The following is a 26,796-nucleotide window of genomic DNA, read 5'->3' on the forward strand; positions in this document are numbered from 1 at the left end:
GTATGACGTGGGGACTCATACGCATGATTCGTTGTATACGGTTGATCGTCGCTCATTGTGTTTGAAATAATAGAAATGCCTATACCCCTAAAATTACGCGTTCCTCTTTTAGTTCGGAGGCGCCAACCGCAAGGTTTTGCCCTCGTCATCGCACTGAGTCTGATGGCTTTTGTGTTGTTGCTGTTGCTTTCGATTACAACGCTGGTTCAGATCGAATCGAAGGGTGCCCAGACGCAGATGCAGCGAATGGCAGCCGAGCAGGCGGCGCTGCTTTCCTTGAATCTCGCAATAGGCAAACTTCAAGAGACTGCGGGGCTCGATCAGCGGGTCACAGCGCCAGCTGAAGCTGCTGGTCGCACTGAGGTGGGTGCCAAACAACTCACTGGTGTTTGGCGTTCATGGGAAGGACTGAACCATCAGGAGAATGGACTACCGATTGCGCCTGTCTATGCGTCAAAATCAGTCACAGGAGATCAGGAAATCGCATCGACGAATACAGGTCGTTTCCTGGGATGGTTGGTGTCCTCGACATACGATTCTACGATTACGCCTGCTATAGACTTTGACAGTCCACCAGTTTTGACGGAGGTGCCTGATTCGACCGTTGTCTTAGTCGGTGAGGGGAGCGTCGGGCCAGATTCGGAGGATCGGGAAGTTCACGTCAGGGCGACTGAAATGGCGGACGGGAATACTGCAGTTGCATGGTGGATTAGTGGTGAGAATACCAAGGCGTTGTTAACGGTTCCAGAAGTGAGCTCAGAAGTTATTGAGTTGAGTCAACGCTTGGCGAGTTCGACCGAAGCAGACCCAAATGTTTTTGATATTCCAGAGCCCTATCAAGCTCTGGATGAGGAGCCCGATTACGAGTCTCAGTTGGATCTTGTTGCTGATCGGCGCGGTTTAGATTTGCTTTCAGAGAGAACTGCCGCCGACCCTATCGTTTCAGAGGAGTATTTTCATGACTTGACTGCCCATTCACGCGGGTTGCTGACAAATACCGCGACGGGTGGTTGGAGGCGTGATTTGTCTCTAATGAGTGAGCAGTGGGATGAGATGCCGGACAGTGATCTTCCACTTTTTACGCTATCGCCAGGTGTGGAAACCACCGCAAACAAATTCGCTTCTCTGCCGAAGGGACTGATATACCCATGGTCATCACGCTTCACAGATCCCGAGGAAGTGGAAGAAGATGAAGTCGCGAGCGGCACTGCCTCAGTTTCTAGTTGGGATAGCCTAATGGACTATATGAATTTTTATAAGAAGCTGGAAGGAGATGAGGGATCTGTATTGGTGGATTTTGATCCGGCACGAGACAATACGCATATTTCTGATGACTATTCTGTGCATCTAATACTCGCCCGTATTGTTTGGTTGTTCGCCTACTATGCGAATGAAGATTCTAGCGGAGTTTATGAACCCCGCATAGTCATTCGGCCGATTATCACTCTGTGGAATCCCTACAACGTTGCTTTACGCATTGATGAAAGATATAAAATTATTAATTATGCTACGGTCGGTGTGGTGCAACCTTTAAGGCTGAAATTTACTTTGGACGGCAATACTATAGGCACCTACAATTTGGCGCAATTGATGGCGGTATCATCTACTACAAAATCGAGCCAAGTAATTCGTGTTAATACTGATTCAGCAAATGCCGACCCCATTTGGAAACCTGGTGAAGTTCGCGTCTTTAGTATGGCCGGTGAAAGTCTCGATGAAGATAAGGCGAAGCTGAATGTAGCACTTGAACCAGGCTTGCGAATTGGTTCGGGGAGGATACTTTCTTTGCCGGATAAATTAACCGGAAGTGCTTCTGGCGAGTTCAAGGCCGAAGTCGTTATACCGGATGAGGAGACGCAATTTGCGGTGAATTTTGACCCGCAAGATGCTAAGAGTGGTCTATACAATGCAAATTATAAATCTATTGTTTCGAGTGATCAATTGACAGAGATGTGGTCGGATAATGAGATCACTAATAGTGGTAATTTGGGAGATTTAGCGGCTGACGACTCTCCTTTTCTCATCGCTAGTTATGGACTGCGATTGATTAATGCAATAGGTGATACAGATAATGCTTCAATCGAAAGTAAGGGGGTGTTTGAGACCAGCCCAACGTCTTGGTCCGTATCAGTGAGTTCGGCTGAACAGCGTAATCCGTTTGATTGGTTGTTCCTCTCTGTGAATGACTGGGGCGACTCGAGAATGCCGACTTCAGATGGTGCCTTGATTGATGGCTCGGATGAACCTGGGTATATTGGTTCTGGTTCTGGTTCGGATGAGGGTCTACCACGCTTGGTTGTGGCTGAGTTGCCGACTCGACCACTGACTTCTTTAGGCCAGTTACAGCATTATGATCATGCCAACTGTAACCCAAATCCGCCTCATTTTTTGAATCCAATCGGTAACAGCCACGCATCTTCTCAAATTGCTGCTGATGCTGTCTACAGTGCTGATACCGCTCTTTCAGATGCTAAAATTGTCTCATATGATCATAGTTATGTTGGCAATCATGTTTTGTTTGACGATTGGTTTGTCTCATCCATTGCTCCCGAGATGGAGTCTTGGTCTAAAACGGAGGATCGCGATGCCAAGACCGTTTATAAAGAATTTATTTCTGCTGAGACTGTGCTGCCTAATCGCGCTTACAGGCCAGCTGTGATATTGAGTGAGGCTGAAGCAGTCGCTCAATCCGACTCGCTTTTCTCCGACTCTAATGCCGATGCGTGGCATGATGTTGCCTCGGAGATCGAGGTCGAGGGTATGTTCAACATAAATTCTACATCAGTCAGTGCATGGACTGCACTACTACGAAATATGTATAACGAAGACGTGCCGGAACTTTCCATTACTGAAAACAGTTGGGATATCGGACTTACCAGTGGCGAGGGGCAACCAGTGAGTCGCACGACCATCGCTGGGCCTAGCAATGCGTCTGGAAATTATGCAAACATTTTGGCGACACATAAGCGACTGAGTGAAGTGCAAATTACGGCGCTTGCTGAGGCAATTGTCGAACAGGTTAAATTGAGAGGGCCTTTCCTTTCACTCTCTGAATTTGTCAATCGTCGATTGGTTGCCAATACCAGCCCTGAATTGGCAGCGTTAGCAAAGTCCGGTGCCCTTGAAGCAGCACTGGAAAGTTTATCTACATTGGGAGATGTGAACGAAAATCCGTATGCGGAGATCCAGAAGCTATTTGGCGATTCATCGGAGCCAGGGATTGTTTTTCCGGAAGCGGCCGAGGGTAATGTCGCCTACGCATTCCCCGGCTGGATCCGCCAAGCGGATATTTTGCGGCCAATCGCTCCGGTTATCTCTGCTCGCGATGACACCTTTGTGATTCGTGCTTACGGTGAAAGTAGGAATCGCATAACCGGGGGGACAGATGCGGGTGCTTGGTGTGAAGCGGTCGTTCAGCGACGTGCGGATTATGTGGATACTATCGATGAGGCAAGCGTTCTGCCAAGTGATGCGACCCTAACATCGGAGATCAATAAGCGCTTCGGCAGACGCTTTTCAATCGTTTCTTTCCGATGGTTATCGCCTGACGAAGTTTAGCCAATAACTATTTCTATGTTTGTTAATCCCTCTAAAAACCATCTCAAGGTAGCTTTTCTCGTCGCACTCTCTATTTTCGCCATAATGTCGGCGCATGCCGATCGTGTTGCACGTATCTTGTATTATGGTGCCCCGAAGTCGGCGCCTAAGACATCGTTTGTTTATACCGCGCAGGGGGAGGGTTACAGCCGCCGAAATCCTCAGGAAGTGGCATTAGAAAGGCACAACTTTTCGAAGTCATTTCTTCTGGCTAAAGGAGCGATTCGACTCGGATTTCTGCCGCAACGGCTACCTGAGCGGGCTGTATTTCCGGATGAGGCGCCGAGTCTTTCGATTCCAGCAAGTTGGAGTAAGGTGTTGATTCTAGTATTTGAGGATCCGAATAATCCGATCATGCCGATCCGCGTTGAAGCGATTGACGCCAGTGATAATGTGTTTGGTCCGGGTGAGTTGTTGTTTATCAATTACTCAGAAGCCTCGATATTTGGCATGGTTGGGGACAAGAAACTATTACTGAAACCCCAAACCACAGTCTTGCTGTCGGAACCAGCAAAGGAAAAAGGCTCCTACCGCGTGAAGCTTGATTCGGTTAAGGACACGATTGAGACTCGGCAGTGGTTCTTGCGTCAATCCTGGCGACATGAGCCCGAGGTGCGACGTGTCGTTTTTGTATTCCCCTTACCTGAGCCACGCGTCGCAAAGTTATACACTGCGCCGATCAGGAATTTCTGATATCAGATCAATGGCTGATTTTACAAGCAGCCGCTGGAAAAGTCGAAGAACCTATACCTACCTTTACTCTGGTTCGTCCGGGGTGGGAATAGAGCTCGCCCCCTTAATTTGATTTAGGCCACGGATCACTTTATATCTGCCTTTGAAAAAGCTCACATAGTCCTTGATCTCCTTTTCCTGTTTGTCGTTTTTTTGAGCGTCGGCTGCTAGAAAGAGGATGACGTTCATTGTGGGCGCTTGACCGCCTTGATCTTCGTAGAGTTCCTTGATTACATCTTTGAAGTAGCGTTCTACTTGGCGCTGCTCGATATAGTAGTGTGGTGCATATCCTGGGTGGGGGATCGTGTGTTTTAGTCCCATTGCGCCTAGCATTCCACCATCAATGATTTTCGGGGGTAGGCCATTCTTAGCACGCTGTTTGTTGAGGGCATCTAGCTTATTTTTTGCTTTTTTCTTTAATTCGTTCTCTTCGGATTTGTGTAATTTGAGGGCTTCTTGATACTTTGGGTCGGCCGTCTTTTGACGCCATGCTTCCTCTTCTTTTGGTGTCCACGGGCGGCGAAGCGAGTCGAATCCTCCGTGACGTCCAGTGATCAGAAAGACGGCATCAATTGACTGTTCGAGGAATATTTGAGTGACGTAGGCGTTTTCATTGGGGCTGTAATGTCGGCTGCCCATGATGGCCTGATGCACTGGATGTTCTGGTAACGTTTCGATCTTAGGGCGAACGCGACTGGGCAGACCTAGTTTTTGAGCGTCGGCATTGATCGGGCTGACCCATTTTTGTAATTCTTGCGTGACTTCCGCACCGGCTGGAATGGGTCTCGGTTTGAAAAAGTAGAGGTTCCCATTGTCGTAGAAGGCGACGTTGAAAAGGGTCCCCGCTGACAGATTAGACACCATATTGGTAATCTCCTGTTTGATGATTCGGTAGCTGTAGAGGCCTCCTTTGTTGTCTTCTAACATGTGCCGTCCGGCATCGATCACAAAAAGCACGCGCTCTGCGCGTGATTTCAATCCGAAAACGTTAATAACCTCGGAAGCGACTGCTTGGAAAAGAGATCGCTCATTCAAATGGAATGATGATCTCTTTTGGGGACTTTATAATAACTGGTATGGCACTTTCAAATACGGCGGCACTGCAGCGCTGCAGTGGAACCTGGTGCTCGACCATAACTACGGGCCGACACCAAGAAAGGATTCTCAAGCTTACGGTATCGTGACAGTCAACACGGATACGTATCAGGAGTCTAAGATGGAACGCGAATTCTACGGTATGGGTCACATTTCCAAAGCCATCGGCGGTGGCGGAAATCTCATCGAGAGCATTCTGCATGAGGGGGGCAAGCCAAGTGCACAGCTCAGAACCTTAGCGTTTAAGCGGACGGATGGGAGCCTCGGTTTATTTGTGATCAACAAGTCCCCGAAGTCGAATGCGAAGCTGACAATCGAATACCGAAATCTCACCTTCGACGTCATCATTCCAAAATACTCTCTGGCGACATACGAGTGGTCGGAGTTGAAGTAAATCACCGTGAGGTGTTGGGTGAAGCTATAGGATGAATTCATCCAATGCGCTTGATAACTTCAGGGGTAGTTGAATCCAAATAGGTCCAAATACCTATATGCAGATTTTTAGAATAGGGTAGTATGCATCATATAGTCATGTTCTATATGACTCCAACGCATTCAAACTGAAAAGCGGCTGTTGAATCGCCTCTAGCGACCAAAAGCCGCTTTTCATAACTGTCCTTATTTCAGATGAAACTGATTCACTTACACGTATCCCTAGCTCTATTTTTCATATCGCTTGCAAGCCAACTGGTAGCGGCTGAACGACCAAACATTATCTACATCTTAGCCGATGATATGGGCTATGGTGACGTGCAGGTGCTCAATCCTGAGCGTGGAAAAATCCTGACCCCGCATATGGATCGAGTCGCGGCTGAGGGCATGATTTTTACGGATGCGCATACGACTTCATCAGTCTGCACACCGACGCGCTACAGCATTTTAACAGGGCGTTATAATTGGCGGACGGAGCTGCAGAAGGGGGTGCTTAATGGCTATGGCGAGCCTCTGATTTCAACAGATCGCATGACGGTCCCGAGTTTCCTTCGCGACAATGGTTACACCACCGCGATGATTGGTAAGTGGCACTTGGGTCTAGGCATTTCGACAATCGATGGGGCAAGAGGAAGTTGTGAACGGTCGTAGCACGGCTGGGCCTAAGCAAGCGAACGATGTTCCGATAGCAGAAATCAAGCTGTGGAAGTCGATCGTTATTTACATATACAAAGCAATTGCCCCCATGAAAATAGATATCAGACAATCAGCATATATTATGCTGATACCCTTAGTGTCATTTGCTGCAGTTTCCGAGCTGAAAGTCGGTAATGAAAGCTCTATTGTTCAAAATGAAGCGCTGAACAGCACCGAGCTCAAAAAGCCCACCAACATCTTCAAGGGTAATCTTGAGCCAGCGCCCGTCAATGGGTCCTTCAAAATGAAGGATTACATCATCTGGGGAGCTTCTGTCACGAAGGGAGACGATGGCAACTATTACATGTTTGCATCACGCTGGCCTAAGTCGGTCGGGATGGGTAATTGGGTCACAAATTCTGAGGTTGTTCTGGCCTCCTCAGACAATGCTGAGGGGCCTTACACATTCGAGAAGGTGATACTTCCCCCGCGTGGCCCCGAGTTCTGGGACGGTATGATGACACATAATCCGACGATTCAACGGCATGACGGTAAATATATCCTATTTTATATAGGCACCACTTATGACTTCGAGATACCTAGCTCAAGAGTGAGTCGAGAGCTTTATGGTCAAGTATGGAACAGGAAACGAATTGGCGTGGCGGTAGCCGATTCACCATTTGGCCCGTGGCAAAGGTTTGACGAGCCTATCCTTCAGCCGCGCCCCGGTCAGTGGGATGGAGCCATCATCTCCAATCCGGCGCCTGTGGTCCGCGAGGATGGTAGTGTTCTGTTGATCTACAAGAGCGCTCCTGTCCCTTACCCAGCTCGAAATAAGAACCGTGCCTTACACTTTGGTGTTGCGCAGGCACCGCATTATCTAGGCCCGTATAGTCGCGTGAATGGTGGCCAGAAGATTGAAATTGAGGGTGCAAAGGACGCTCATGTTGAGGATGCCTACGTTTGGGAGGCGAATGGTCACTATCACATGGTGGCGAAGGTTTTCAGTAAGAGCCTGACAGGGGAAACCGGGGCTGGGTTTTATTCGTATTCTAAAGATGGAATAAAATGGATCTTACCAGAAGATCCTAAAGCTTATAGCCGCTCAGTAGTATTCAGCGATGGCACGACACGAACTCAGAAAAAGCTGGAACGCCCTCAGGTGCTTTTTGAGGAGGGGGCTCCAACTCATGTCTTCTTTGCTACGGCTAACCCAACAGGAGGGGATATTCATAATTTAGTCATTCCTTTGAAAAAGAATACCGATGCACTAAAGCCTTGAGGCTTTGTCGCGCAAACGTGATGCTGGCATTGGATTGTCTTGCCGCACAGCATCTCGATTATCGAGAAGATTTCCGAAGGTCCTGCCATTACGCTCGTCGCGCACTAAATTGAATCTTAACAAAAACCTTAGATAATGAAGTCCAACATATTCAAACAGCTCGCTGTATCATTGATTCTGATACCTCACTTCGCTTTGGGTGCGATGGATATATGGGGGAAGGGTGAAGTTCCATCCATTTCCGACCCGGCGGATGTGCCGCGCAGCTTGGATGCGATTTGGGATGTCTATGAGCAGGACTATGACAAATACAACCCGCTCGAAGCGAAATTCCATCAAACATGGGAAACCGAGGATGGCATTGTCATGAACTGGGTGCAGGTGACCGTGGGAACTTTTAGAGGCAAGAAGGCGGTCATTTGTGGTTATTTTGCTTATCCCAAAGGAGCTAAAAACTTACCGACCATTCTCGCATTCAAGGGCGCTCACCAGCCTGCCGGCGAACCAGTTGCCGAAGAGTGGGCTAAGCTCGGCTACGCCAGTTTTAATCCACACAATAGTGGTGGCCCCATCACCGAGGGAACTGTTGTCGGGCTTCCCAGCACCGATTGGGGTGCGATCCAACACCAGGGCGCGCTTGGGCCCTATGGAAACCTGAAACCGACCAACGATACCGAGTTCAATAATACCATTGATGATGTGTTTAGCCCTCGAAACAATTTCTACTTTCCGCGGCAAATCAGCTCGCGGCGTATTATTACCTTTCTCAGCCAGCAACCACAGGTTAATCCGGAGGCCATTGGCGTCACTGGGCATTCCACGGGTGGAGCATTGGCCACACAGGTGAGTATCGATCCTCGCATTAAAGCGGCAGTGCCCTCAATGGGGGGTGCCGGCGGACTCTATTTGGAACATCCGCATCTTACCGGAAATGTCCGCAATCAGGGGAATTTCAAAGGCGATGATCTGGAAATCGTGAAGGCCACAGTCGATGGTTACGCATACTACAAGAAGATGCACGCGCCGGTCCTCGCAGTCAGTTGCACCAACGATTTCAATGCACCGGATTGGAATTTTATCCAGTCGCTTAAATTAGCCACAGTCGATAAGCGCTTCAGTTGTGCTGCGAACCTAAGCCACAAAAGCTTACCGGAAGTCGCCATGGCCGGCTACCAATGGTTCGAGATCCATCTGAAGGGCAAGGGGCCGGATTTCCCTGGAACCGCTAAGACCAAACTGGTTCTAGAACAAGCAGACGGAATTCCTGTGTTTTATGCTGAAGTGCCGCCTTCTGAATGGAAGCTCAAGCGAGTGGATGTCTATTTCTGTAATAATGGGGATGTGAAAAAACGCAAGTGGTCGAACGCGACTCCGAAAGAAATGGGCAACGGGGTGTGGAGTGCACAAGCACCGGTTTCCGATCTCAGTGAGCCGCTCTTTGCCTTCGCTAATTTTATTTACGAAGTCGAACCGATTGCCGTGGGTGTCGCTCGCTTGGACGGTGCATCCGAAATGTGTGTGACCAGTGACTACGCGTATGTCTGGCCCGAGGCGCTTGAGGCCGGCGGAGTCAAAGTTACAGCGGAAAAAGCCGGTTTCATTGAGGGGAAGAAAAGGAAGTCTAAGAAAAAATAAGAGCTTAAAGCCACTTTTGAAGTCACCGCTTTGTTCGCGGTCGCATATACGGCAGTTACTGAAACGAAATCACTAGCGATTGATTGAGGGAATCTTGGGCACTCGGAACTTTTAATTATGAAAACAGCAACACGACTGATCGTATCAATCACAGTGCTTATAGGTGCTGTCTCGACTCTATTCTCGGCTGAACAGAAGGCGCAACATGCACGTGCCTTACCGTTTAGTGGCACTTGGGGAGTTCGGATCCTCCATCCGACTGCCTATGATAAAAGTATGACCCCCGAGGCAGAGGTGAATGCAGAGAACTTTGATGTCGATGTATTCATGGAGCAAATCGATCAATTGACGACGATTAATCATGTCGTGATCAACATTGGCCGAGGGCATCAAGCGAGTTGGTATGCCTCTCCCTATCCTGAAATGGCCGCAATTATGGGCGACGATTTGTTTCCAGAGCGCGATCTATTCGCTGAACTTTTGGATGCATTGAAAGCCAGAGATCTAAAGGTGCTCGTCTATTTTAGCGTCACAGGGATGGATCGCGGTTATCTTTCCAAAGAGCAATTGGCGACATGGAAGGCTTATCTTGAATCTGAAGGTCTATCCCATAATGAAGGTGTCGCCCAAATTATGGAGTATTATTCCATGAAGTTTGGGGATAAAATAGACGGCTGGTGGGTGGACCGCGTGAATGGACGATTGTTCGATGAGGAAGATCATCGACTGTTTGCGACTGCATTGCGCTCGGGGAATCCAAATGCCGTTATCGCGATGCACCGCAAGACAGGATATCCGATCGTGCAAGGCACTGCCTACTGCGACTTCACAGCAGGGCATCCGATTGCAGTGAAAGTTCAGCCGACATGGACGCCATCGAATGTGGCGATGGTTGAGCATATTGAATCGGGACCATGGCTCAATATAGCGGGTGAAGCAGACCTGGCTGAGGGGACTGCACTTGGGGCGATACTCATGCCATTTCAAGAAAAGTGGAGAAATGGCGCTGCTGGTTTTCCAACAGACCAGGCCATCGATTGGACCTTACGCACGATGCAAGCAGGTGGTATGTATACCTGGGCCATTGCTAGAGAAGGCTATGGATTTGCTTTGCCGCAATTTAAGCAACTTGTCGAAATAAATGCTGCGATCGAGGCGAGTCGGGAAGAATCGAGCTCAGAATAATTCTGTCCGCTCTTGTTAGTGGCAGTTATATTCATCGAGCTCTTAGTATCGCTCATTTAGTATCATCCTTTCACGGGGCCAATGAGTGTGTGCTCGCTGTGTCGCACGCCTACGATGACGAAGTGCTCCCTGGACGTTTGGATGTGACGGGCCATTGCGCATCGTGTAAGAGCAGAGATTGAAGAGGTTACAGGCCTTAAACGCCGTGCTGGCACCGAGGCGCGCATCAGCATAATCATTCGGAAATTTATAGGAGTTCCCGCTCGGGCTAAAAGCTTTCAACACCGAGAAATGATGGTGGGATCGGCAGTGTTGGGACACAACCTTTGGAAACTTACTCGGCTCGAACAGGCTCAGTAATCTCCACAGGTTGAATCCGCCGCCGTTTAATCTCTTTGATGGCATTGAACCCAGACAAGAGCGAATTTCAACGAGCGTTAAATCACGTGCAAGAATACTGCCAATCTCGGACATGACCTGGTTGCTGCTCGTGTGAAAGGCCTTAACACTATACTCTCGTAACGCACCCTTCTCAAACATCGAAGCCTTTCTCAGTTTAGGCAATACATCGGAAAATTCAGTGCGCTCGCCATCTGTGGCGTTGAAGAATACCTGACCTTGTGCGGATTTTTCGGCTGCTTGATCGTGTGCCTAGTCCTCAGCCTCCTCAAGGGTCTTGAACTGTTTTCTGATTCTATCATTCCCAGTAACCTTGATGGGAATCGTCACAGCGAATGAAGAACCAAAAGCTTTTGTTCCACTGGTATTAATTTTTTTCACGAATTCGTATACCACTGCCTCTGGGGTGCCTCATGACTTCAGCTTGATGCTAATCGGTGCATACCAGTGCTACATCTTGCCATGTGGCACTCCATATTTGACAATAATCGGGCAATATTATGTATTTATGATTTCGGGGGCGCGCGTAGACTTCCCCGAAAATCATCTTGAGAACAGTCATTCATGCTAGTTAATTACTGGTTCTGACCCAAAAAAGGCTCACTGCGAACAGTGAGCCTTTTAAAATACTCGGGGAGGGACTTGAACCCTCACGCCTTACGGCACCAGAACCTAAATCTGGCGTGTCTGCCAATTTCACCACCCGAGCGAAAGTGAAGATGATGTAGATGGCTGCCAGATCGCCCCTTGTCAATCACTGGGTGTGAAGAATTCAATTTTTATTTAAAATTCTGTCTACGCGAGGCTCAGTTCGCCTAGCGGAGCAAGACGAAGGCGAGTAGCGCAAGGAAGGGAATCGGGTATGACCAGCGGAAGAAGTGATTGAGCCTCAGTGCTTTGGCCTCGTTGCCTTTGTTGATCTGGCGAAATACCATCACCACTTCAATCAACCCAAGCAGCACCATGAGCGTCGATCCGAGCAGAAAGTAGTCCATTGTCGTCAAATAGGGCAGGTTGGGGAGTTCCCCTTGGATGACAAAGCGATGCGCAATGAGCGTCAGCATCGATGTTACAGAAACGCTGATGCGTGGATTGATTGCGTCGGGTGGTATCCAGAACACGAGCCATGCCATGCACACAATGATTACGGCTGAAGCTAATACTGTGCCTGCGTAGTAACCGACGAGGCGCTCGACTGGCAGCTCGAGCCTCATCCCTGGCACAGAAACATCCAAGCTGGGAATCGCATAGGGCTTTTCAATTAGTGATACATCGCCGACTGACCAATCTGAAATGGTTAAATGATCGGCTTGTCCTGTCCAAGTGTCATTGCGAACGAACTGCACTTCCTTAGGGGTATGTCCCCTTGAAAGGAAATCGATTACAAGCGTCTGCTTGTCATTGGGGAATCGATGTAGATCGAAGTGTGAGGTAAAGATGCCAGTTAGTCGCTGCCGATAGCTAACAGTGCCGTCTGACTGAACTTCGACGCGTTCTGGTAGCGTGCTGGTGATACTTCTTGCGTTGGCGATTAGAATCTGGGGGTTCCAGATGTCGTGTAGGGATAGAATCTGTGCTTGATCGCTATCATGCGTCAGGCGTGGATCTTTCCAACTGATCATCACAGTTATATCGCCAGTGAATGATTGCTCGGCACCGACGATCTTTAGGATGTCGATGATGTAAGCCGATGCTTGCACTACCGTTGGTGCGGATGGGGGCGTATGCTTGAGCCCAGCGCTTTCAGCGCCAACGACGAATGAATTGAGCAGGCAACTGGCTAATATGAAGCTAAATATCGATTTTGCGGTCACCTGACAATGGGGTTGATTGTAAGATATACCTAATTCTGCCTCCGCTTGCACAAAACGTCAAGGGGTGTCGTGAAGTTTGCGTGAGCAACCTGCTCTAGTTGCCAATCACGGCAATGACTTCCTCGATTCGTTGAGCGCTCTTGATTTGCTTGCGGCGTGGCTCAGAGCGGCAGCCTTTGGCGATCTCGGCAAGTGTGGAGAGATGCCCCTCAGTGTCTCCTGTCGGGCTGAGTAGGAAGAAGACAAAGTCGATGGCCTCATCTTGGCCTGGGATTTCGAGCCCATTCTTGAGCGACGCAATGTAACACACGCGGTAGTTCAGCTTGGAGCTATAAACGTGTGGAATCGCGATGCCGTGCCCCAAGAATGCAGGGAAGACACGCCCTTGAGCGCCGAGATCTTCGAGTATGGTTTCTTCCGACACGCCTTCGACGGCTTCGGCTGCGACGTGGGCGAGTTGCGTGTAGAGTTGCTCGACAGTGTCACACTCGATATTTAGGTAGCCTCCCATTTGCAGTGCTCGTAGCAGGAAGCCTTCGGAGCGGCGCAGACAGATGACTTCGTCGTCCTCTTTAACCATCTCTTTGAGGGCGCTGTCTTGTGGCACTGCCTTGAGTTGCTTGCTTCTGCGCACGAAGAGCGGATGCCAGTCTCCTGAGGGCAAAGTCATGCCTTCTTCCCACGTTACGGACTCGAAACTGCTTTCTTCTTGGAGCAATTCGCTACCGATGACTGCAGGGCGGGAGAGGTCACCGAAGACGGATACCCCAGTGAGCTGATCCTCCTTTGTTGTGCTATCAGAGGGGATCCAGCCAAAGACTTTCTCAGTGTCGAGCACTTCAGCCCAGCGTTGCATCAGGAGTTGGTTTAGCTCGACGTTATCGGTCAATGCTAAGACATAGCCTGCGCCAAATAGCGCCTGCTCTTCTTCGTAAAGTTTCTCTGCTTCCATGCCATCGCAGAGCATGGCAGGTAAGCCATCCTTTTTTGCCAGTGCGATATTGCGCGCATTGGTGTCGAGCAGCATGACATCTTGTTCGTCTTCGCGGATCAGCTGCCGAGCCAATTCACGGCCGAAGTGGTGTGCTCCGATGATGAGCCAATCATTGGGCGCTGGACGTTGCACGCGCAGGAGCTTCGCCACCATCCCTGCCGATAAGCCCTGGATCAACACGGTCGCACAAATAATGGAGTAGACGAATGACTCCAATAGCGCTGCGCCTTCGGGATCGCCTTTAGACTGTAGAGACAAAGCAAATAACGATGCCATCGATGCCGCCACGACGCCTCGCGGAGCGACCCAGCTCAATAGCGCTTTCTCGCGTAATTTCAAAGCGGTGCCCCAAGACGAAACCGCGATACTGATGGGACGGATCAGCAGAATCACAGAAAATAGCACCCAACCGCCGCCAATGGTGAAGAAATCGACGAATTGCTTTATTTCTAGGCGAGCCACGAGCAGTAAGAAGAGTAGGCCAATGAGTAGATCGACAATCTCGGCCTTGAAGGCTTTAACCTCTCGCAACTGGCGTGGCTTGTTCAGGCCGACGATCAATCCGGCTATGGTCACAGATAGTAGGCCAGCCTCGGGCTTGATCAGCTCGGTCAGCCCGAAGATCAGCATCGCGCTGGCGAGGGCAAACGCATTGACGATGTTATCCGGCACCCAGCCGTGTTTCATGAACCAGTAGATGAGATAGCCGCCAATGAAGCCGATCCCGCAACCACTCACGATGCGGATCATAAAATTCGGCAACGCCACCGCGCCACCACCTTCGACCACCCACTCGAAGCAAAGAATCGCGATGAAGACACCGATTGAATCGATCAACACCGCTTCCCAATGCAAAATGCTGCCAATCTTCTGATCAACGCGAATCCTACGTAGCAGCGGCACAATCACCGTCGGCCCTGTCACAATGATCAGGCTGCCCATCAGTAATGCGAAAGAGGGCGAAATCTCGAACACCAGAAAGGCCGTGAGCGCTGCGCCCAGCCAAGTGATCAGCACCCCGACGGTTAACAAGCGCTTGATGACCGTCGAGGTATGCGAGAAATCCTTAATATCGAGCGTCAATCCGCCCTCGAATAGTATCAGGCCGACGGCCAACGACACGATCATCGGAAGAAACTCGCCCAATTCATTGGGATGCAACAGGTTGAGCCCTTCGGATCCGAGTGCAAAGCCACCCAGCAGTAGCAGCACGATGGTTGGCAGGTGCAGTCGGCGAGATAACACCGTGAGTAAGCAACCAGCACCGACAGCGAGGCAGAGCGCCCAGAGTGCGTGTTGAGTCGTAGCCATGGCGAGTAGCGGAATCATCATATCGTATATTCTAATTTAAATCTTAATCCTGCTCTAAATCCTAATCGCAACATGCGCAGCAAGTGACATACCGATCTGGCCCGCGATCAACAAGCATCGAGCAATCAAACTTCAATTTAACTCTCGAAATTCTGGCACATACCGAGCGCTGGTGAAACTTCGGATGCCTTGCCTATCACTCGAGCGGGCACACCAGCCACACTAGTATGTGGTGGCACATCTTTAAGCACGACGCTACCAGCACCGACCTTCGCACATGCGCCGATCTCGACGTTGCCTAGGATCTTTGCCCCAGCACCGATCAACACGCCTGAGCGCACCTTCGGGTGACGATCACCACGGTCTTTACCAGTTCCGCCAAGTGTGACTTCGTGTAGAATTGAAACGTTGTCTTCGATGACAGAGGTCTCACCCGCAACAAAGCCAGTGGCGTGGTCGAGCAGTATCCCGCAGCCGATTTTGGCCGCTGGGTGGATGTCGACCGCGAACGTCTCGGATATCAGGCTCTGCAAATACAGCGCCAACTCGGTGCGATCATGCTGCCAAAGGTGGTGAGCAACTCGGTAGCAGACCAATGCTTGGAATCCCTTAAAATAGAGCAGGGGGGTGAGCGCATCTGGGCAGGCTGGATCACGCTCATAGACGGCGATCATATCAGAGGCGACATCCTGCAAAATCATTGGCTCATGCATGAATGCCTCGATAAACACGTCATGCAGCACGTTGACCGAAGTCGAGTGATTCACAAGTTTACGGGCCAGTCGGTAAGTCAGGCACTCGGCAAATGAACTACGGTCAAGGACAGTCTCCTTAAGTAAAGGCTTGAGCGCAGGCTCTCGAGCGACGATTTGCGCGGCTTCGTGGCGTATCTCTCCCCAGTGGGCGTCGAGGTCAATTGGTTGCATAGTGTAAAAATTGGATAGTGTTTCTGGTAGTGAACACCATGCAAAAATTACGGCTACGAGCTAGCCTTCAATTCCACACGGCAGAATGTCCAAGTCGCATAGACTCCCTGCGCATCGCTAAATTGCAACTCATAGTCTCGAAAAAAACGCATCATTTGACTGGGCGATATTTTCCGCGAAACTGCTGTGCCCGTGCTATGGAGTGATTTCCAGAAATCAAGGGCACTAGGGTAGTGATAACGTCGCTCATCAGACTCCATGCGCACAATTTCTAGCCCTGCTGATTCAAAGATCGTTCGCCATGCTGCATCGCCCCGCCAAATCAGGGGACTTTCGCCGCCAGTCACCGCAAACATTTCAGGTAAACTTGGCTCAATAAAGAAACCCGCCAGTATGTGTCCATTGGCATTTAGCAATTCGCGCCAGTTGCGCATGACCTGCACGGGTTCTTTCGCCCACTGCAGCACACTTGAGGCTGCCACGAGATCCCATTGACCGCCATTCTCAGGCTGCGCCGCCCAGGCATCGCGCACCGAGTGTGTTGCCGAAGGATACTTTGCCTCACAAAGCTCGACCATCGCCGGCTCGATGTCGCTGCTTTCCAAATATTTAAAGTGTTCAACGAGATGGCGGGTCAGTAAGCCCGTGCCCGCGCCGAACTCCAAGCAGCGTGCTGAATCAGTCGCCTCAGGTAGCCACTGTGCCAGCCACTGCGAGGCATGTGTCTGCACAAATGCATGTGCCTCGTAGCTACTCGATTTCTTCCCGAAGGAAGCGGCAGGGTTTACATTTCGAGGAAACATGGTCAGCGGCATATGAGAGCGATTTAGTAAGTTTCAATTTGGGGCAACGAGGCAAAGAGCTCATGGTATGAGTGGCTACAATTATCGATCAACTGACATTTAGACCATTGGGAATTCAGAACAATGCCTCGAACGAGGGCGTCCGTCAATCCGACGTAACCTTTAACACGGCACAATAGAGCTGTATCTGCTTGTAGACCAGCTAATTGCTCTAGTCCCCAGGTGAGGTCTTCGACTGGGTAGGGTAAATGCCGAGTGGGTTCATCAGTTAATCCTGACAATCGATAGAAGAGCTTGATCGCCTTCTCAGGTTGCAATTCCAGTCGCATTTGAAGGATGCCAAGCGAAGCACGTGGGGTCGTGCCACCCATCCGACTCTCTTTACAAAATGCAGTGAACGGTGCAAGGCAGGTCACTTCGGCATCCTCCGGCACACGTGCCAGTTCAGACAGTAGAATCAGGCTGCCCAACGAATATCCGCCGATACGCTTCGCGCCACTGCGTAGCACTGCCTCGAAGGCGTCTGGCGTGGGTGCGAGCACCTCATGCGAATAGTTAGGCAAGGCCGCCTCGGCCGCCGCTTTGAAGCGATCTGGGCAAATGCCCCAGCCGCTAATCCATATCCAAGTATTAGACATTATCAGTGTTTCCATGCTCAAAGCAGGCGACTAGCAGTGAAGTGTCCTGCTCCGTGAGCGTTGATTTAAGTGAAATTCGTAGCCGAGCTTGCCCTAGTGGCACAGTTGGTGGACGTATTGCGCCGACGCGAATGCCCGCCTCTAATAACCGAGCGGCCATCTCTAGCGCATTCTTTGAAGTGCCACAGAGCACCGGCAGCACAGCAGAATCCGTGCCTAGCACCTCCCAACCGAATCCGCGAAGTCGTGCACGTAAGTCACGTGCTGCTGCCTGTCCCTGCGTGCGCCATTCGGGATGCTGTTGAATAAGCTCAATCGCTGCCTGAGCAGTCGCTGCAGACGACGGCGGTAAATAGGTTGAGTAGATGAATTCGCCTGCCTCATTCACGCAATAGTCGCGCATCCATGCATCCTTGAAGATGGTATAGGCTCCTGAAGCAGCCAATGCCTTACCAAATGTGCCGACCAATATATCTACCTCATCCAAAACGCCATCAGCTTCAGCGAGCCCAGAGCCCGTTTCGCCATACCAACCAATCGCATGTGCCTCGTCTAAGATCCATTTAAATGTGTATTTGGATTTTAAATACGCGATCTGCTTGAGATCCGGCGCATCGCCATCCATCGAATACACACTCTCAGTGACGAGATGAATTTTGCGCGTGCCATGGTGCTGTTTGAGCAACGACTCCAAATGAGACAGGTCGTTATGACGAAAACGTATGATTCGCGCGCCACTCTGTAATGCGCCACTAATCAAACTATGATGAATCAAGCGGTCCGCGAGGATAAGGTCCTCACTGTCCACAAAGTGTTTCAGTAGCGCTTGGTTTGCCGCGTAACCGCTATTCCAAACCAACGCAGCGCGTTGATCATACCAATTGCTCAACGTCGCTTCCAAGTCGGCATGCGCCGCAGTGTAACCGCTGATCAGTGGCGATGCCGAGGACGACGTGCCCCATTTGGCGACTGCTAGATACGCTGCTTCAACGAGGGCAGGGTGGTGCCGTAAGCCGAGCGTATCGTTGTCCGACAGGTTCAAGCTACGCTCATCATGGTGACGCACCTTGGTCTCGCGAAAGACATGATTCGCTTTACGTGCTTCAAGTTTCGCAATGCGTGGGTTTTGAACTTCAGCAGGAGCGAGTTCCGATTTAGTTACAATTCGCAACAAGTCTGGCGCTAGGAGCTCAAAAACATGTGCACCTGAATGAACACACCCCAGCAGCGTTAGCTCATGTTTGTTATACGCATCCAGGTTCGAAGCGTTAACCGCAGGATCTGGGGGGGTGACTGCATTCAGGATAAATGCATGCGGCCGACCTTGCAAATAGCTGTGTAACAAGCGGCTTTGATTGATACTGCCTAGACGATTATCGACGACTGCGATCGTCAGGTCTGGCAAATACGCGTCGATGAAATCACGCCAATCTAACCCGCTCGGGTCGATCGGAACTGCAACACCTCCTGCACCTTCGATCAGGCGCACATCCGCTTCTGGTAGTTCTGCCAAGGCATTAATCAGTCCTGCAACGGTGGGTAATGAGGTGGCAGCATTGGCTTCCGCCATCGGTGCCAAGGGAGCCGGGTAGCTCATTAAGGTGTGCGCTGTTACATTCTCAGCATCTGCAAAGTTGCAGGCGCAATCCGCATCACCAGAGCCACCACAATCAATCGCTTTGACGATTTGCACAGTCAAGCCAGACGCCGAAAAATGCCGCGCCAACAGACCCGTGATGTAGGTCTTACCGACATCCGTGTCATTCGCGGTTATGAAAAAGGTCTGCATTCTGTATTGAATCGGAGGGATGGCCTCCGCGCCGTCAGCATATATTATTAGGACGAGACGGAGCTCCTCCCTACCGTTAAAATTGGCTACGAGCTCGCAGCGGCCTCGCGTTCAGGTGCTTTGACTTTTACCACAGCCTTGCGACCTTGCTTCTCACGAGCCACTGCGGGGTCGAGTGAATGTAGGCCGAAGCGCTCCAACATTTTCTCGTCATCCGAAGCTTCTGGATTTGCCGTGGTCAATAGCTTGTTGCCGATGAAGATACTATTCGCGCCGGCGATGAAGCAGAGCGCTTGTGTCTCTTCGCTCATCGATTGGCGGCCAGCCGAAAGACGGACAGTGCTGCGTGGCATCAGAATACGAGCCGTAGCAACCATACGCACGAACTCGATCGGATCGACAGGTTCTTGGTCACACATCGGCGTGCCTTCGACGGCGACCAACGCATTGATCGGCACCGACTCGGGCTGAGGATCCAGGTTCGCCAACTCAACGAGTAGCTTTAAGCGGTCGTCCTCGGCTTCGCCCATACCAACGATACCACCGGAGCAGACTTCGAGACCGGCCTTGCGCACATTCGAGAGCGTCTCAAGGCGGTCGTCATAGCTACGGGTCGAAATGACTTCTGTGTAATATTCGCGAGAGGTATCTAGATTATGATTATAAACTGTCATGCCTGCTTCTTTGAGTCGCTTGGCGTGATCCTCAGTTAATAGGCCGAGCGTGCAGCAGACCTCCATGCCCATTTGATCCACCGCACGGACGGATTCGAGCACGCTTTCAAACTGACGCTCATTAGAAGTGCCGCGCCATGCCGCCCCCATGCAGAAGCGAGTCGCGCCCGAGGCCTTGGCTTTGATTGCAGCCATCGTGACTTCTGCGGTGTCCATTAATGGCTCACGATCAACGAAAGTCGTGTAGCGAGAGGATTGCGCGCAATATTTGCAGTCTTCCGAGCAAGCACCTGTTTTTATGGATTGCAGCATCGAAAGCTGCACACCTGCAGGGTCTTGAAACTCATGGTGCGCTTGTTGAGCGCGAAACATCAGCGTAGTGAGAGGGAGATCATAAACCTCGCGAGCGGATTCAACTGTGACAGACATGCCGCCGTTGTAGGACTCTTAATTGTTAAGGCAAATTAATTTTCGATTAACAATGTAAGTTTAGCGTGTGTAATAACTAATAGTTGCTCGTCTAACTTTGATTCGACTTCCGTTTACGGCTACGTTTGGCTTCGCTGCGCTGCTTCAGATCTTCGAGCACTTCAGGCGGTAATGAGCCCTTCGTAAACTTGAAGGTCTCGTTCTTGAGGTGCACAACAAACGAATTCCCGACATCATCAATTGAGAACTTCCCCCAGCGAGCAGTCGATAGGAGACTGCGGTTTTTCAACTGAATTCCTTTATTGTCGAAGCTGAGGATCCGGTAAGCTGTCAGCCCCATACGAATATAGATACATCCAAGAACTACGAACGCAGCTCCAATCGCGGGGTAGGCCGCAGCCGACATGATCAGGCAATAACTGCCGTATGCAATGGCGCCGATTCCGACCAAGCAGTTGGGCTTACGTTTTGATAGAGCCAGTTTGTAGTCGATCGTATCCATCATCTGCCTGGCTGGCACATCTGGAAGACTTGCCTCAATTCATCCCAATTCGGGTCGTCTTCGACAGTGAGGTCGATCGGTAATTGGGGTATGTTTGAAAGCGCTTGATTAATGCGAATGCCGACCTCGCTGACGTCCGACAGATAAAAATGCCATTCGCGCGTGCCGCCTGTAGTATAGACGAATGCAAGCACGGCCAAGCGATCTGGGTCGAGCACATCAATGAGCATATTTTCAAAGTCCTTCATATCCGCACTTTGCGTGTCGTTCGGCATACCTGTGGCATCCGCTGCCTCGAACTGCCAAACGATCATAAGGCGACGTGGGTAGTTCGCATCCCCAAGGAATCCTTCTAGGCTGGGGCGAAAGCGTAAGACCGACGGTCTTTCAGGATTTTTTCCTTTGGCAATATTCCAAGCGTCTGTGTTGGCGGCTTCTAATTTCATTTCTGTATACGGTCAGTGTTAAATACGATCCGAAACGTTAAGGGGCGAGGGCAGGCGATGTCACGCTTTTAGGCGACAGTCCGCTAAGAATGAAGGGGAGGGCAGGTGCAGGTCGGATACGCGATGCGACTCCGACCTGCGCAGAGGCTAGCCCGCATCCCTTGACTTCAAGTAAACGCTGCCCCCTGACTCACCTTTTCCATTTAAACTCTTGCGACACTGCCTTGACTTGAGCGATTAGCTGGATTTGGTTCAAAGGCTACCCATTCAGAATTCTACTACCATCTATGAATAAACTACTAGCCGCGAATCGCAGTGAAATAGCTGTGCGCATCTTCCGCAGTGCAACCGAGTTGGGTTGCCGAACAGTCGCCATCTACGCCAATGAGGATCGCCTCGGCGTCCACCGTTTTAAGGCGGATGAATCCTACCTCGTAGGGCAAGGAAAGGGGCCAGTTGCTGCTTACCTTGATATCGAGAGTATTATTGATTTAGCCAAAGAAAAGCAGGTCGATCTAGTCCACCCAGGTTATGGATTCCTCTCTGAAAATGCGGACTTCGCCCGTGCCTGTGAAGCCAATGGTATTACATTTGTTGGCCCAAGCTCTGACTTGCTTGGCCGTATGGGCGATAAGATCGAAGCACGCAAGATTGCCAATGAAGCAAACGTGCCCGTGCTACCTGGCACCGAGGATCCAATTGCTGATCCCAATAAAGCGCTGAAGACAGCGAAGAAGATTGGTTTCCCGCTTATTATTAAGGCGGCCTTTGGTGGCGGTGGTCGTGGCATGCGTGTGGTCAAAGACCCTAAAGACCTGAAGTCGTCACTTGAGGAAGCACAGGGAGAAGCGCAACGTGCATTTGGTAATTCCGCGGTGTTCTTGGAGCGCTACGTTGAGCGCGCGAAGCACATCGAAGTGCAGATCCTTGGAGATAAGCAGGGTAATGTGGTGCACTTGCATGAGCGCGATTGCTCGGTGCAGCGTCGTCACCAGAAGGTGGTGGAGATCGCACCGTCCATTGGCTTGCCTGATCAAGTGCGCGAAGAGCTTTGCGCTGCTGCGGTGAAAATCGCGTCGTCCATCGGTTACTACAGTGCCGGCACGGTCGAGTTCTTGTATGACATGGATACGCACGAGTGGTTCTTCATTGAAATGAACCCGCGTATCCAGGTGGAGCACACCGTGACTGAAGTCATTACTGGTATCGATATTGTGCGTAGCCAAGTGCTGATCGCGCAGGGACACAGCCTGCACTCGAAAGAAGTGGGCATTCCACAGCAGGCGGACATCCCGCGTAATGGCGTGGCGATTCAGGCACGTATCACGACCGAAGACCCAGAAAAGAATTTTGCACCTGATTATGGTAAGATTGTGAACTACCGTTCGGCTGCTGGCTTTGGCATTCGTTTGGATGGTGCGATGGGCGACACCGGCGCGGTGATTACACCGTTCTACGATTCGCTTCTGGTAAAATTGACCGCCTCGGCGAGCACTTTTGAATTAGCCATTCAGCGCATGGATCGTGCGTTGCGGGAAATGCGTATCCGTGGCGTGAAGACCAACATTCCATTCATTGAAAATGTGGTGAATCATCCGATCTTCGTATCAGGGCAGGCGACTACCACATTGATTGATACCTCTAAGGAGCTATTCAACTTCAAGCGTCGTCGCGACCGTGCAACTAAGTTGCTCAACTTACTCGGTGAGACCATCGTGAATGGCAACGATCAGGTCAAAGGCCGTCCGGTGCCAATGATGGATCTACCTGTGATTGTGCCACCACATGACCATACTTCGAAATTACCGAAAGGCACGAAGGACTATCTGACTAAGCACGGGCCTGCGAAATTTGCTCAATGGACACGTGACCAGAAGAAGCTACTGGTCACGGATACCACGATGCGCGATGCGCACCAGTCGCTACTCGCTGCACGTATGCGTAGCTACGATCAGTTGAAGGTGGCCGATGCCATCGCACAGCGCGCGGGCGATCTCTATTCGCTAGAGTGCTGGGGTGGGGCGACCTTCGATACGTCGATGCGCTTCCTGCACGAAAATCCGTTCAAGCGCCTACGTCGTTTGCGTGAACGCATTCCTAATGTTTGTTTCCAAATGTTGCTGCGTGGTGCCAACGGGGTGGGGTATTCAAACTACCCGGACAATGTGATTCGCGGCTTCATTAAGCATTCCGCTGAATCGGGTATGGATATCTTCCGCGTCTTTGACTCGTTAAACTATCTTCCCAATCTTAAGGTCGCAATGGATTCAATCGTCAATGATACGAATTCTGTCTGTGAGGCAACGATTTGCTACACCGGCGACATTCTCGATCAGAAGCGCGATAAGTATACGTTGAAATATTACGTCGATATGGCGAAGGAGCTTGAGAAGATGGGTGCGCACATCTTAGCGCTCAAGGACATGTCGGGTCTCTGCACACCGAATGCTGTCTACAAGCTGGTCAAAGCGCTACGTAGTGAAATTAGCATTCCAGTGCATTTCCACACGCACGATTCCTCAGGCATTGCGGGTGCATCGATCATTAAGGCAGCCGAAGCGGGCGTCGACGTGGTCGATCTCGCCACGGCATCGCTCTCTGGTCTGACATCGCAACCCAACCTCAACTCCATCGTCAACGCACTACGCGGCGATAAGCGCGACACGAAGCTGGATCTTGGCTTCTTGAACGAACTTTCCATCTACTGGGAAGCCGTTCGCCAATTCTACGAGCCGTTCGATACGAGCCCGAAATTTGGCTCTGCAGAAGTTTACACGCACGAGATGCCAGGCGGACAATACACGAACTTACGCGAGCAAGCACGTGCCCTCGGGCTCGGCGCGCGATGGCCAGAGGTCGTGCGCTATTACCACGAGGTCAATGACGTGCTCGGTGATATCGTTAAGGTCACGCCATCTTCTAAGGTGGTGGGCGACCTATCCATGTTCCTTTTGACGAAGGGCGTAGAGCCATCTGATCTCGTCAACCTAGAGCCGGGGACTGCCTTCCCAGAGTCGGTGGTCGATATGCTTTCCGGCGGACTGGGTCAGCCGAAGGGTGGTTGGCCGAAGCCAGTGCAGAAAGTGGTGCTCGGTGATCGTAAGCCATACCGCGGACGTCCTGGTGCACGCGCTGAGAAGGTGGACTTGAAGGCAACACGCGAAGAGTTGACGAAGAAGTTCAAGCGCGAGATCAACGATGACGATCTGTTTGCGTATCTGATGTATCCACAGGTTTACACTGACTTGGATACGTATGTGAATACTTATGGGCATGCACGCGTTCTGCCGACCCCAGCGTTCTTCTACGGATTAAAAATCGGCGAAGAAATTTCGGTTGAGATCCAAGAAGGCAAAACCTTGATCGTAAAACTGATCAGTTCCTCTGAGCCGAATGAGGATGGTGAACGCACGTTGACCTTCGAGCTCAATGGCCGCGCACGCGAATGCATGGTGCTGGATCGATCGATTAAGACCGAAACCAAAAAGCGGACAAAGGCGGATCCAGCGGATCGCATGCAAGTCGGCGCACCAATCCCTGCGATGGTGAGTAGTGTTTGTGTCACCGTCGGCCAAGCCGTGAAACAGAAGGACAAACTCTGTGTGCTGGAAGCGATGAAGATGCAAACCACCGTTTATGCGCTCGCTGATGGTGTCGTGGATGTCGTCGAAGTGCAGGCCGGTGATCAAGTCGATAGCAAGGACTTGCTAGTCAAGCTGCGCTAACACAACGCTCCAAAGATTAAATACAAAAGCCCGCCGAATTCGGCGGGCTTTTTTTTGGTTCATCGTCGATTACAGGGAAAGGAGGGGCTTTGCTTCGCGAAGACCGCGAAAAGGCAAAACGTGCACGAAGTTCCGTAGCGCCTCCAACATTCGAGGATGCACCAATATCATAATTGGCTAAAAAGCAGTATGCCTACACCTCAGCACTCCGACTCGCCGTGACAGCAAGCACCGGCCTCTGAGTAACAATTCAGACAAATGAAGTCACCTGCGATTTGATCGGCGGTGGGGGTGCCGCAAAACTTACAGCTGCCGTTTGGTTTGGCCGCGCAGACTTCGTTGAGCGTCTGCACGATTCGTTCGCACATGAATGTGATTTCGTCTTTAGAAATGATCAGCGGCGGAACGATCAGTAAACTATGCCCAAGCGGGCGTAGGATGAGCTCGTGCTTGCGAGCGGCAAGGCAGACTTGCCAGCCCATACGGTCTTCGATGGGCCATTCGGGTTGCCCTGCAGTCGGCGCGAGGTCGATGGCGGCGGTGAGGCCGCGTTGTCGAATTTGCGTGACGTTCGGATGTGCGCCGAGTGTTGCGGCCAGTTGTTGGCCAAAGTCGGCAATGGTCTCAGCGAGCGTGCCGGCTTCGATCAGAGCGTTGAGCTTTTCGAGATTCTTGAGTGCAACGGCGCAGCCGATCGGATTGCCGGTAAAGGTGTGGCCGTGAAAGAAGGTGCGGTCGTCCGTCCATTGACCGAGACAGGCCTCGTATATCTCGGCTTGCACCAGTGTGGCAGCGAGTGGCACGTAGCCGCCGCTAATCCCTTTAGCGAGGCAGAGTATGTCGGGCGTGATCTCTTCCTGCGTGCAGGCAAAGACGCTGCCGAGTCTGCCGAAGGCAACGAAAACCTCGTCGAGAATCAGGTGAATGCCGTATTTACGGCAGAGTCGCTCGACGGCTTTGAGGAAGCCTTTGGGTTGCTGCTGCATGCCAGCGGCACCTTGAACGAAGGGTTCGATCACTAGGCAGGCGACGTTGGTCGATTCGAGTTCTAGATACGCTTCGAGTGCATTGAGGCTAGCGGACGCATCCGCAGCGTGGACTTCGCCGTTGGACTCATGGCAAGTCGGAGCAGGGAAGTGCCAGCGATCGAGAAACCATTCGCTGAAGCGCTCATGGAAGCGACCGGATTGCCCCGCAGCCATGGTGCCGATCGTGTCGCCATGGTAGCCGCCTTGCATACCGATCACACGTTTGCGCTCAGGCTGTCCCTTGAGTTGCCAATATTGATAGGAGAGTTTGAGTGCAATTTCGATGGCGTTGGAGCCGTTGTCGGAAAAGAACACTCGGTCGAGCCCTTCGGGAGCCGCCGCGCAGAGCCGGTGCCCGAGTTCAGCAGCAGAGGGGTGGCTGAGTCCCAAATAGGTGCTGTGAGCGACTTTTTGCAGTTGCCCGACGATGGCGGCGTTTAGATCAGGGTCGTTGTGCCCAAAGGTATTCGTCCAGACCGAGGCATTCGTGTCGAGGTAGCGGTTGCCCTCATTATCGTAGAGCCAGCAGCCTTCACCGCGATCGACATGGAGCTTTGGCCATTCGCAATATTCCTGCATTTGACTGAAGGGGTGCCAGGCGTGCTGGTTGTCCCATTGGTCGAGTTGATCGGTGGTCGGCATAAGCGAGAATTTACGAACGGAAAGGAGAGAAAGATCAATGCCATTCATTGGAGCGGGAAGGGAAATCAACTCCATCCTTAAG

At 51.2% G+C, this 26,796-nt stretch carries 18 protein-coding genes, 1 tRNA gene and 1 pseudogene; 8 read left to right on the forward strand and 12 right to left on the reverse strand.

Translation table 11 applies throughout. The features are described from left to right. The first annotated feature begins 75 nt into the window (after window positions 1–75). A complete protein-coding gene (locus GZZ87_RS13230; RefSeq protein WP_162028222.1) occupies window positions 76–3,558 on the forward strand; it encodes a hypothetical protein in 3,483 nt (1,160 codons plus the stop codon). 15 nt (window positions 3,559–3,573) lie between these two features. Continuing rightward, window positions 3,574–4,290 carry a hypothetical protein gene (locus GZZ87_RS13235; protein ID WP_162071457.1) on the forward strand — a complete coding sequence of 239 codons (717 nt, stop codon included), beginning with the start codon at window positions 3,574–3,576 and terminating at the stop codon, window positions 4,288–4,290. Between the two features lie 63 nt (window positions 4,291–4,353). On the opposite strand, the gene GZZ87_RS13240 is transcribed toward GZZ87_RS13235, so the two are convergent. Beyond that, entirely contained in the window at window positions 4,354–5,256 is a 903-nt protein-coding gene (locus tag GZZ87_RS13240; protein ID WP_162071458.1) for a hypothetical protein, read from the reverse strand. Here GZZ87_RS13240 and GZZ87_RS13245 point away from each other — a divergent pair. The 5 genes and pseudogenes from GZZ87_RS13245 (at window position 5,255) to GZZ87_RS13265 (ending at window position 10,594) form a co-directional block, all read left to right on the forward strand. Then, entirely contained in the window at window positions 5,255–5,818 is a 564-nt protein-coding gene (locus tag GZZ87_RS13245) for a glycoside hydrolase family 30 beta sandwich domain-containing protein (protein ID WP_162071459.1), read from the forward strand. The two genes, GZZ87_RS13240 and GZZ87_RS13245, sit on opposite strands and share 2 nt — an antisense overlap. Before the next feature lie 233 nt (window positions 5,819–6,051). Continuing rightward, window positions 6,052–6,459: pseudogene (locus GZZ87_RS13250) on the forward strand (sulfatase-like hydrolase/transferase); the annotation flags it as partial. A gap of 142 nt (window positions 6,460–6,601) precedes the next feature. Continuing rightward, on the forward strand, window positions 6,602–7,774 hold the full coding sequence (locus GZZ87_RS13255) for a glycoside hydrolase family protein (protein WP_162028358.1): 1,173 nt from the start codon (window positions 6,602–6,604) through the stop codon (window positions 7,772–7,774). 135 nt (window positions 7,775–7,909) lie between these two features. Further along, window positions 7,910–9,409, forward strand: coding sequence for an acetylxylan esterase (locus tag GZZ87_RS13260; RefSeq protein ID WP_162051254.1), 1,500 nt, complete (start codon window positions 7,910–7,912; stop codon window positions 9,407–9,409). 117 nt (window positions 9,410–9,526) lie between these two features. Continuing rightward, a complete protein-coding gene (locus GZZ87_RS13265; RefSeq protein WP_162025846.1) occupies window positions 9,527–10,594 on the forward strand; it encodes a hypothetical protein in 1,068 nt (355 codons plus the stop codon). A gap of 1,026 nt (window positions 10,595–11,620) precedes the next feature. Here GZZ87_RS13265 and GZZ87_RS13270 read toward each other — a convergent pair. From GZZ87_RS13270 to GZZ87_RS13315, 10 genes are all read right to left on the reverse strand, one after another. Further along, window positions 11,621–11,702, reverse strand: a tRNA-Leu gene (locus tag GZZ87_RS13270). Between the two features lie 106 nt (window positions 11,703–11,808). Further along, window positions 11,809–12,807, reverse strand: a complete 999-nt coding sequence (locus GZZ87_RS13275) for a hypothetical protein (RefSeq protein WP_162025845.1) — start codon at window positions 12,805–12,807, stop codon at window positions 11,809–11,811. A gap of 94 nt (window positions 12,808–12,901) precedes the next feature. Then, complete coding sequence (locus GZZ87_RS13280) at window positions 12,902–15,133, reverse strand: cation:proton antiporter (RefSeq protein ID WP_162025844.1); 2,232 nt, start codon at window positions 15,131–15,133, stop codon at window positions 12,902–12,904. Window positions 15,134–15,249: 116 nt separating this feature from the next. After that, window positions 15,250–16,038 carry a serine O-acetyltransferase gene (gene cysE, locus GZZ87_RS13285; RefSeq protein ID WP_162025843.1) on the reverse strand — a complete coding sequence of 263 codons (789 nt, stop codon included), beginning with the start codon at window positions 16,036–16,038 and terminating at the stop codon, window positions 15,250–15,252. Between the two features lie 53 nt (window positions 16,039–16,091). Continuing rightward, window positions 16,092–16,841 carry a methyltransferase gene (locus tag GZZ87_RS13290; protein WP_162025842.1) on the reverse strand — a complete coding sequence of 250 codons (750 nt, stop codon included), beginning with the start codon at window positions 16,839–16,841 and terminating at the stop codon, window positions 16,092–16,094. A 23-nt stretch (window positions 16,842–16,864) separates the two neighbouring features. After that, window positions 16,865–17,479 (reverse strand): hypothetical protein, encoded by a 615-nt coding sequence (locus tag GZZ87_RS13295; RefSeq protein WP_162025841.1) that lies wholly within the window; start codon window positions 17,477–17,479, stop codon window positions 16,865–16,867. Next, the gene (locus GZZ87_RS13300; protein ID WP_162025840.1) at window positions 17,472–19,268 is read right to left on the reverse strand and encodes an aminotransferase class I/II-fold pyridoxal phosphate-dependent enzyme; all 1,797 of its coding nucleotides are present in this window, start codon (window positions 19,266–19,268) and stop codon (window positions 17,472–17,474) included. The genes GZZ87_RS13295 and GZZ87_RS13300 overlap by 8 nt, the downstream gene beginning before the upstream one ends. An 86-nt stretch (window positions 19,269–19,354) precedes the next feature. Next, a complete protein-coding gene (gene bioB / locus GZZ87_RS13305) occupies window positions 19,355–20,371 on the reverse strand; it encodes a biotin synthase BioB (RefSeq protein ID WP_162025839.1) in 1,017 nt (338 codons plus the stop codon). Window positions 20,372–20,462: 91 nt separating this feature from the next. Next, window positions 20,463–20,876 carry a hypothetical protein gene (locus GZZ87_RS13310; RefSeq protein WP_162025838.1) on the reverse strand — a complete coding sequence of 138 codons (414 nt, stop codon included), beginning with the start codon at window positions 20,874–20,876 and terminating at the stop codon, window positions 20,463–20,465. Next, the gene (locus GZZ87_RS13315) at window positions 20,873–21,319 is read right to left on the reverse strand and encodes a DUF695 domain-containing protein (RefSeq protein ID WP_162025837.1); all 447 of its coding nucleotides are present in this window, start codon (window positions 21,317–21,319) and stop codon (window positions 20,873–20,875) included. Before GZZ87_RS13315 ends, GZZ87_RS13310 begins: the two co-directional genes overlap by 4 nt. A gap of 287 nt (window positions 21,320–21,606) precedes the next feature. On the opposite strand from GZZ87_RS13315, the gene GZZ87_RS13320 reads away from it, so the two are divergent. Continuing rightward, complete coding sequence (locus GZZ87_RS13320) at window positions 21,607–25,044, forward strand: pyruvate carboxylase (RefSeq protein ID WP_162025836.1); 3,438 nt, start codon at window positions 21,607–21,609, stop codon at window positions 25,042–25,044. Between the two features lie 200 nt (window positions 25,045–25,244). Here the strand turns inward: GZZ87_RS13320 and bioA are convergent, their stop codons facing one another. Further along, the gene (gene bioA, locus GZZ87_RS13325; protein WP_162025835.1) at window positions 25,245–26,714 is read right to left on the reverse strand and encodes an adenosylmethionine--8-amino-7-oxononanoate transaminase; all 1,470 of its coding nucleotides are present in this window, start codon (window positions 26,712–26,714) and stop codon (window positions 25,245–25,247) included. Window positions 26,715–26,796 lie beyond the last annotated feature (82 nt).

Source organism: Lentimonas sp. CC4 (genome assembly GCF_902728235.1).
Taxonomy (GTDB): Bacteria; Verrucomicrobiota; Verrucomicrobiia; order Opitutales; family Coraliomargaritaceae; genus Lentimonas.

Bases quoted from the DNA above. Each gene is read 5' to 3' on its own strand.
- GZZ87_RS13230 (WP_162028222.1), top strand. From the start codon at position 76: ATGCCTATACCCCTAAAATTACGCGTTCCTCTTTTAGTTCGGAGGCGC.
- GZZ87_RS13235 (WP_162071457.1), top strand. From the start codon at position 3,574: ATGTTTGTTAATCCCTCTAAAAACCATCTCAAGGTAGCTTTTCTCGTC.
- GZZ87_RS13245 (WP_162071459.1), top strand. From the start codon at position 5,255: ATGTGCCGTCCGGCATCGATCACAAAAAGCACGCGCTCTGCGCGTGAT.
- GZZ87_RS13240 (WP_162071458.1), bottom strand. From the start codon at position 5,256: ATGTTAGAAGACAACAAAGGAGGCCTCTACAGCTACCGAATCATCAAA.
- GZZ87_RS13255 (WP_162028358.1), top strand. From the start codon at position 6,602: ATGAAAATAGATATCAGACAATCAGCATATATTATGCTGATACCCTTA.
- GZZ87_RS13260 (WP_162051254.1), top strand. From the start codon at position 7,910: ATGAAGTCCAACATATTCAAACAGCTCGCTGTATCATTGATTCTGATA.
- GZZ87_RS13265 (WP_162025846.1), top strand. From the start codon at position 9,527: ATGAAAACAGCAACACGACTGATCGTATCAATCACAGTGCTTATAGGT.
- GZZ87_RS13280 (WP_162025844.1), bottom strand. From the start codon at position 15,133: ATGATGATTCCGCTACTCGCCATGGCTACGACTCAACACGCACTCTGG.
- cysE (WP_162025843.1), bottom strand. From the start codon at position 16,038: ATGCAACCAATTGACCTCGACGCCCACTGGGGAGAGATACGCCACGAA.
- GZZ87_RS13290 (WP_162025842.1), bottom strand. From the start codon at position 16,841: ATGTTTCCTCGAAATGTAAACCCTGCCGCTTCCTTCGGGAAGAAATCG.
- GZZ87_RS13295 (WP_162025841.1), bottom strand. From the start codon at position 17,479: ATGTCTAATACTTGGATATGGATTAGCGGCTGGGGCATTTGCCCAGAT.
- GZZ87_RS13300 (WP_162025840.1), bottom strand. From the start codon at position 19,268: ATGCAGACCTTTTTCATAACCGCGAATGACACGGATGTCGGTAAGACC.
- bioB (WP_162025839.1), bottom strand. From the start codon at position 20,371: ATGTCTGTCACAGTTGAATCCGCTCGCGAGGTTTATGATCTCCCTCTC.
- GZZ87_RS13310 (WP_162025838.1), bottom strand. From the start codon at position 20,876: ATGATGGATACGATCGACTACAAACTGGCTCTATCAAAACGTAAGCCC.
- GZZ87_RS13315 (WP_162025837.1), bottom strand. From the start codon at position 21,319: ATGAAATTAGAAGCCGCCAACACAGACGCTTGGAATATTGCCAAAGGA.
- GZZ87_RS13320 (WP_162025836.1), top strand. From the start codon at position 21,607: ATGAATAAACTACTAGCCGCGAATCGCAGTGAAATAGCTGTGCGCATC.
- bioA (WP_162025835.1), bottom strand. From the start codon at position 26,714: ATGCCGACCACCGATCAACTCGACCAATGGGACAACCAGCACGCCTGG.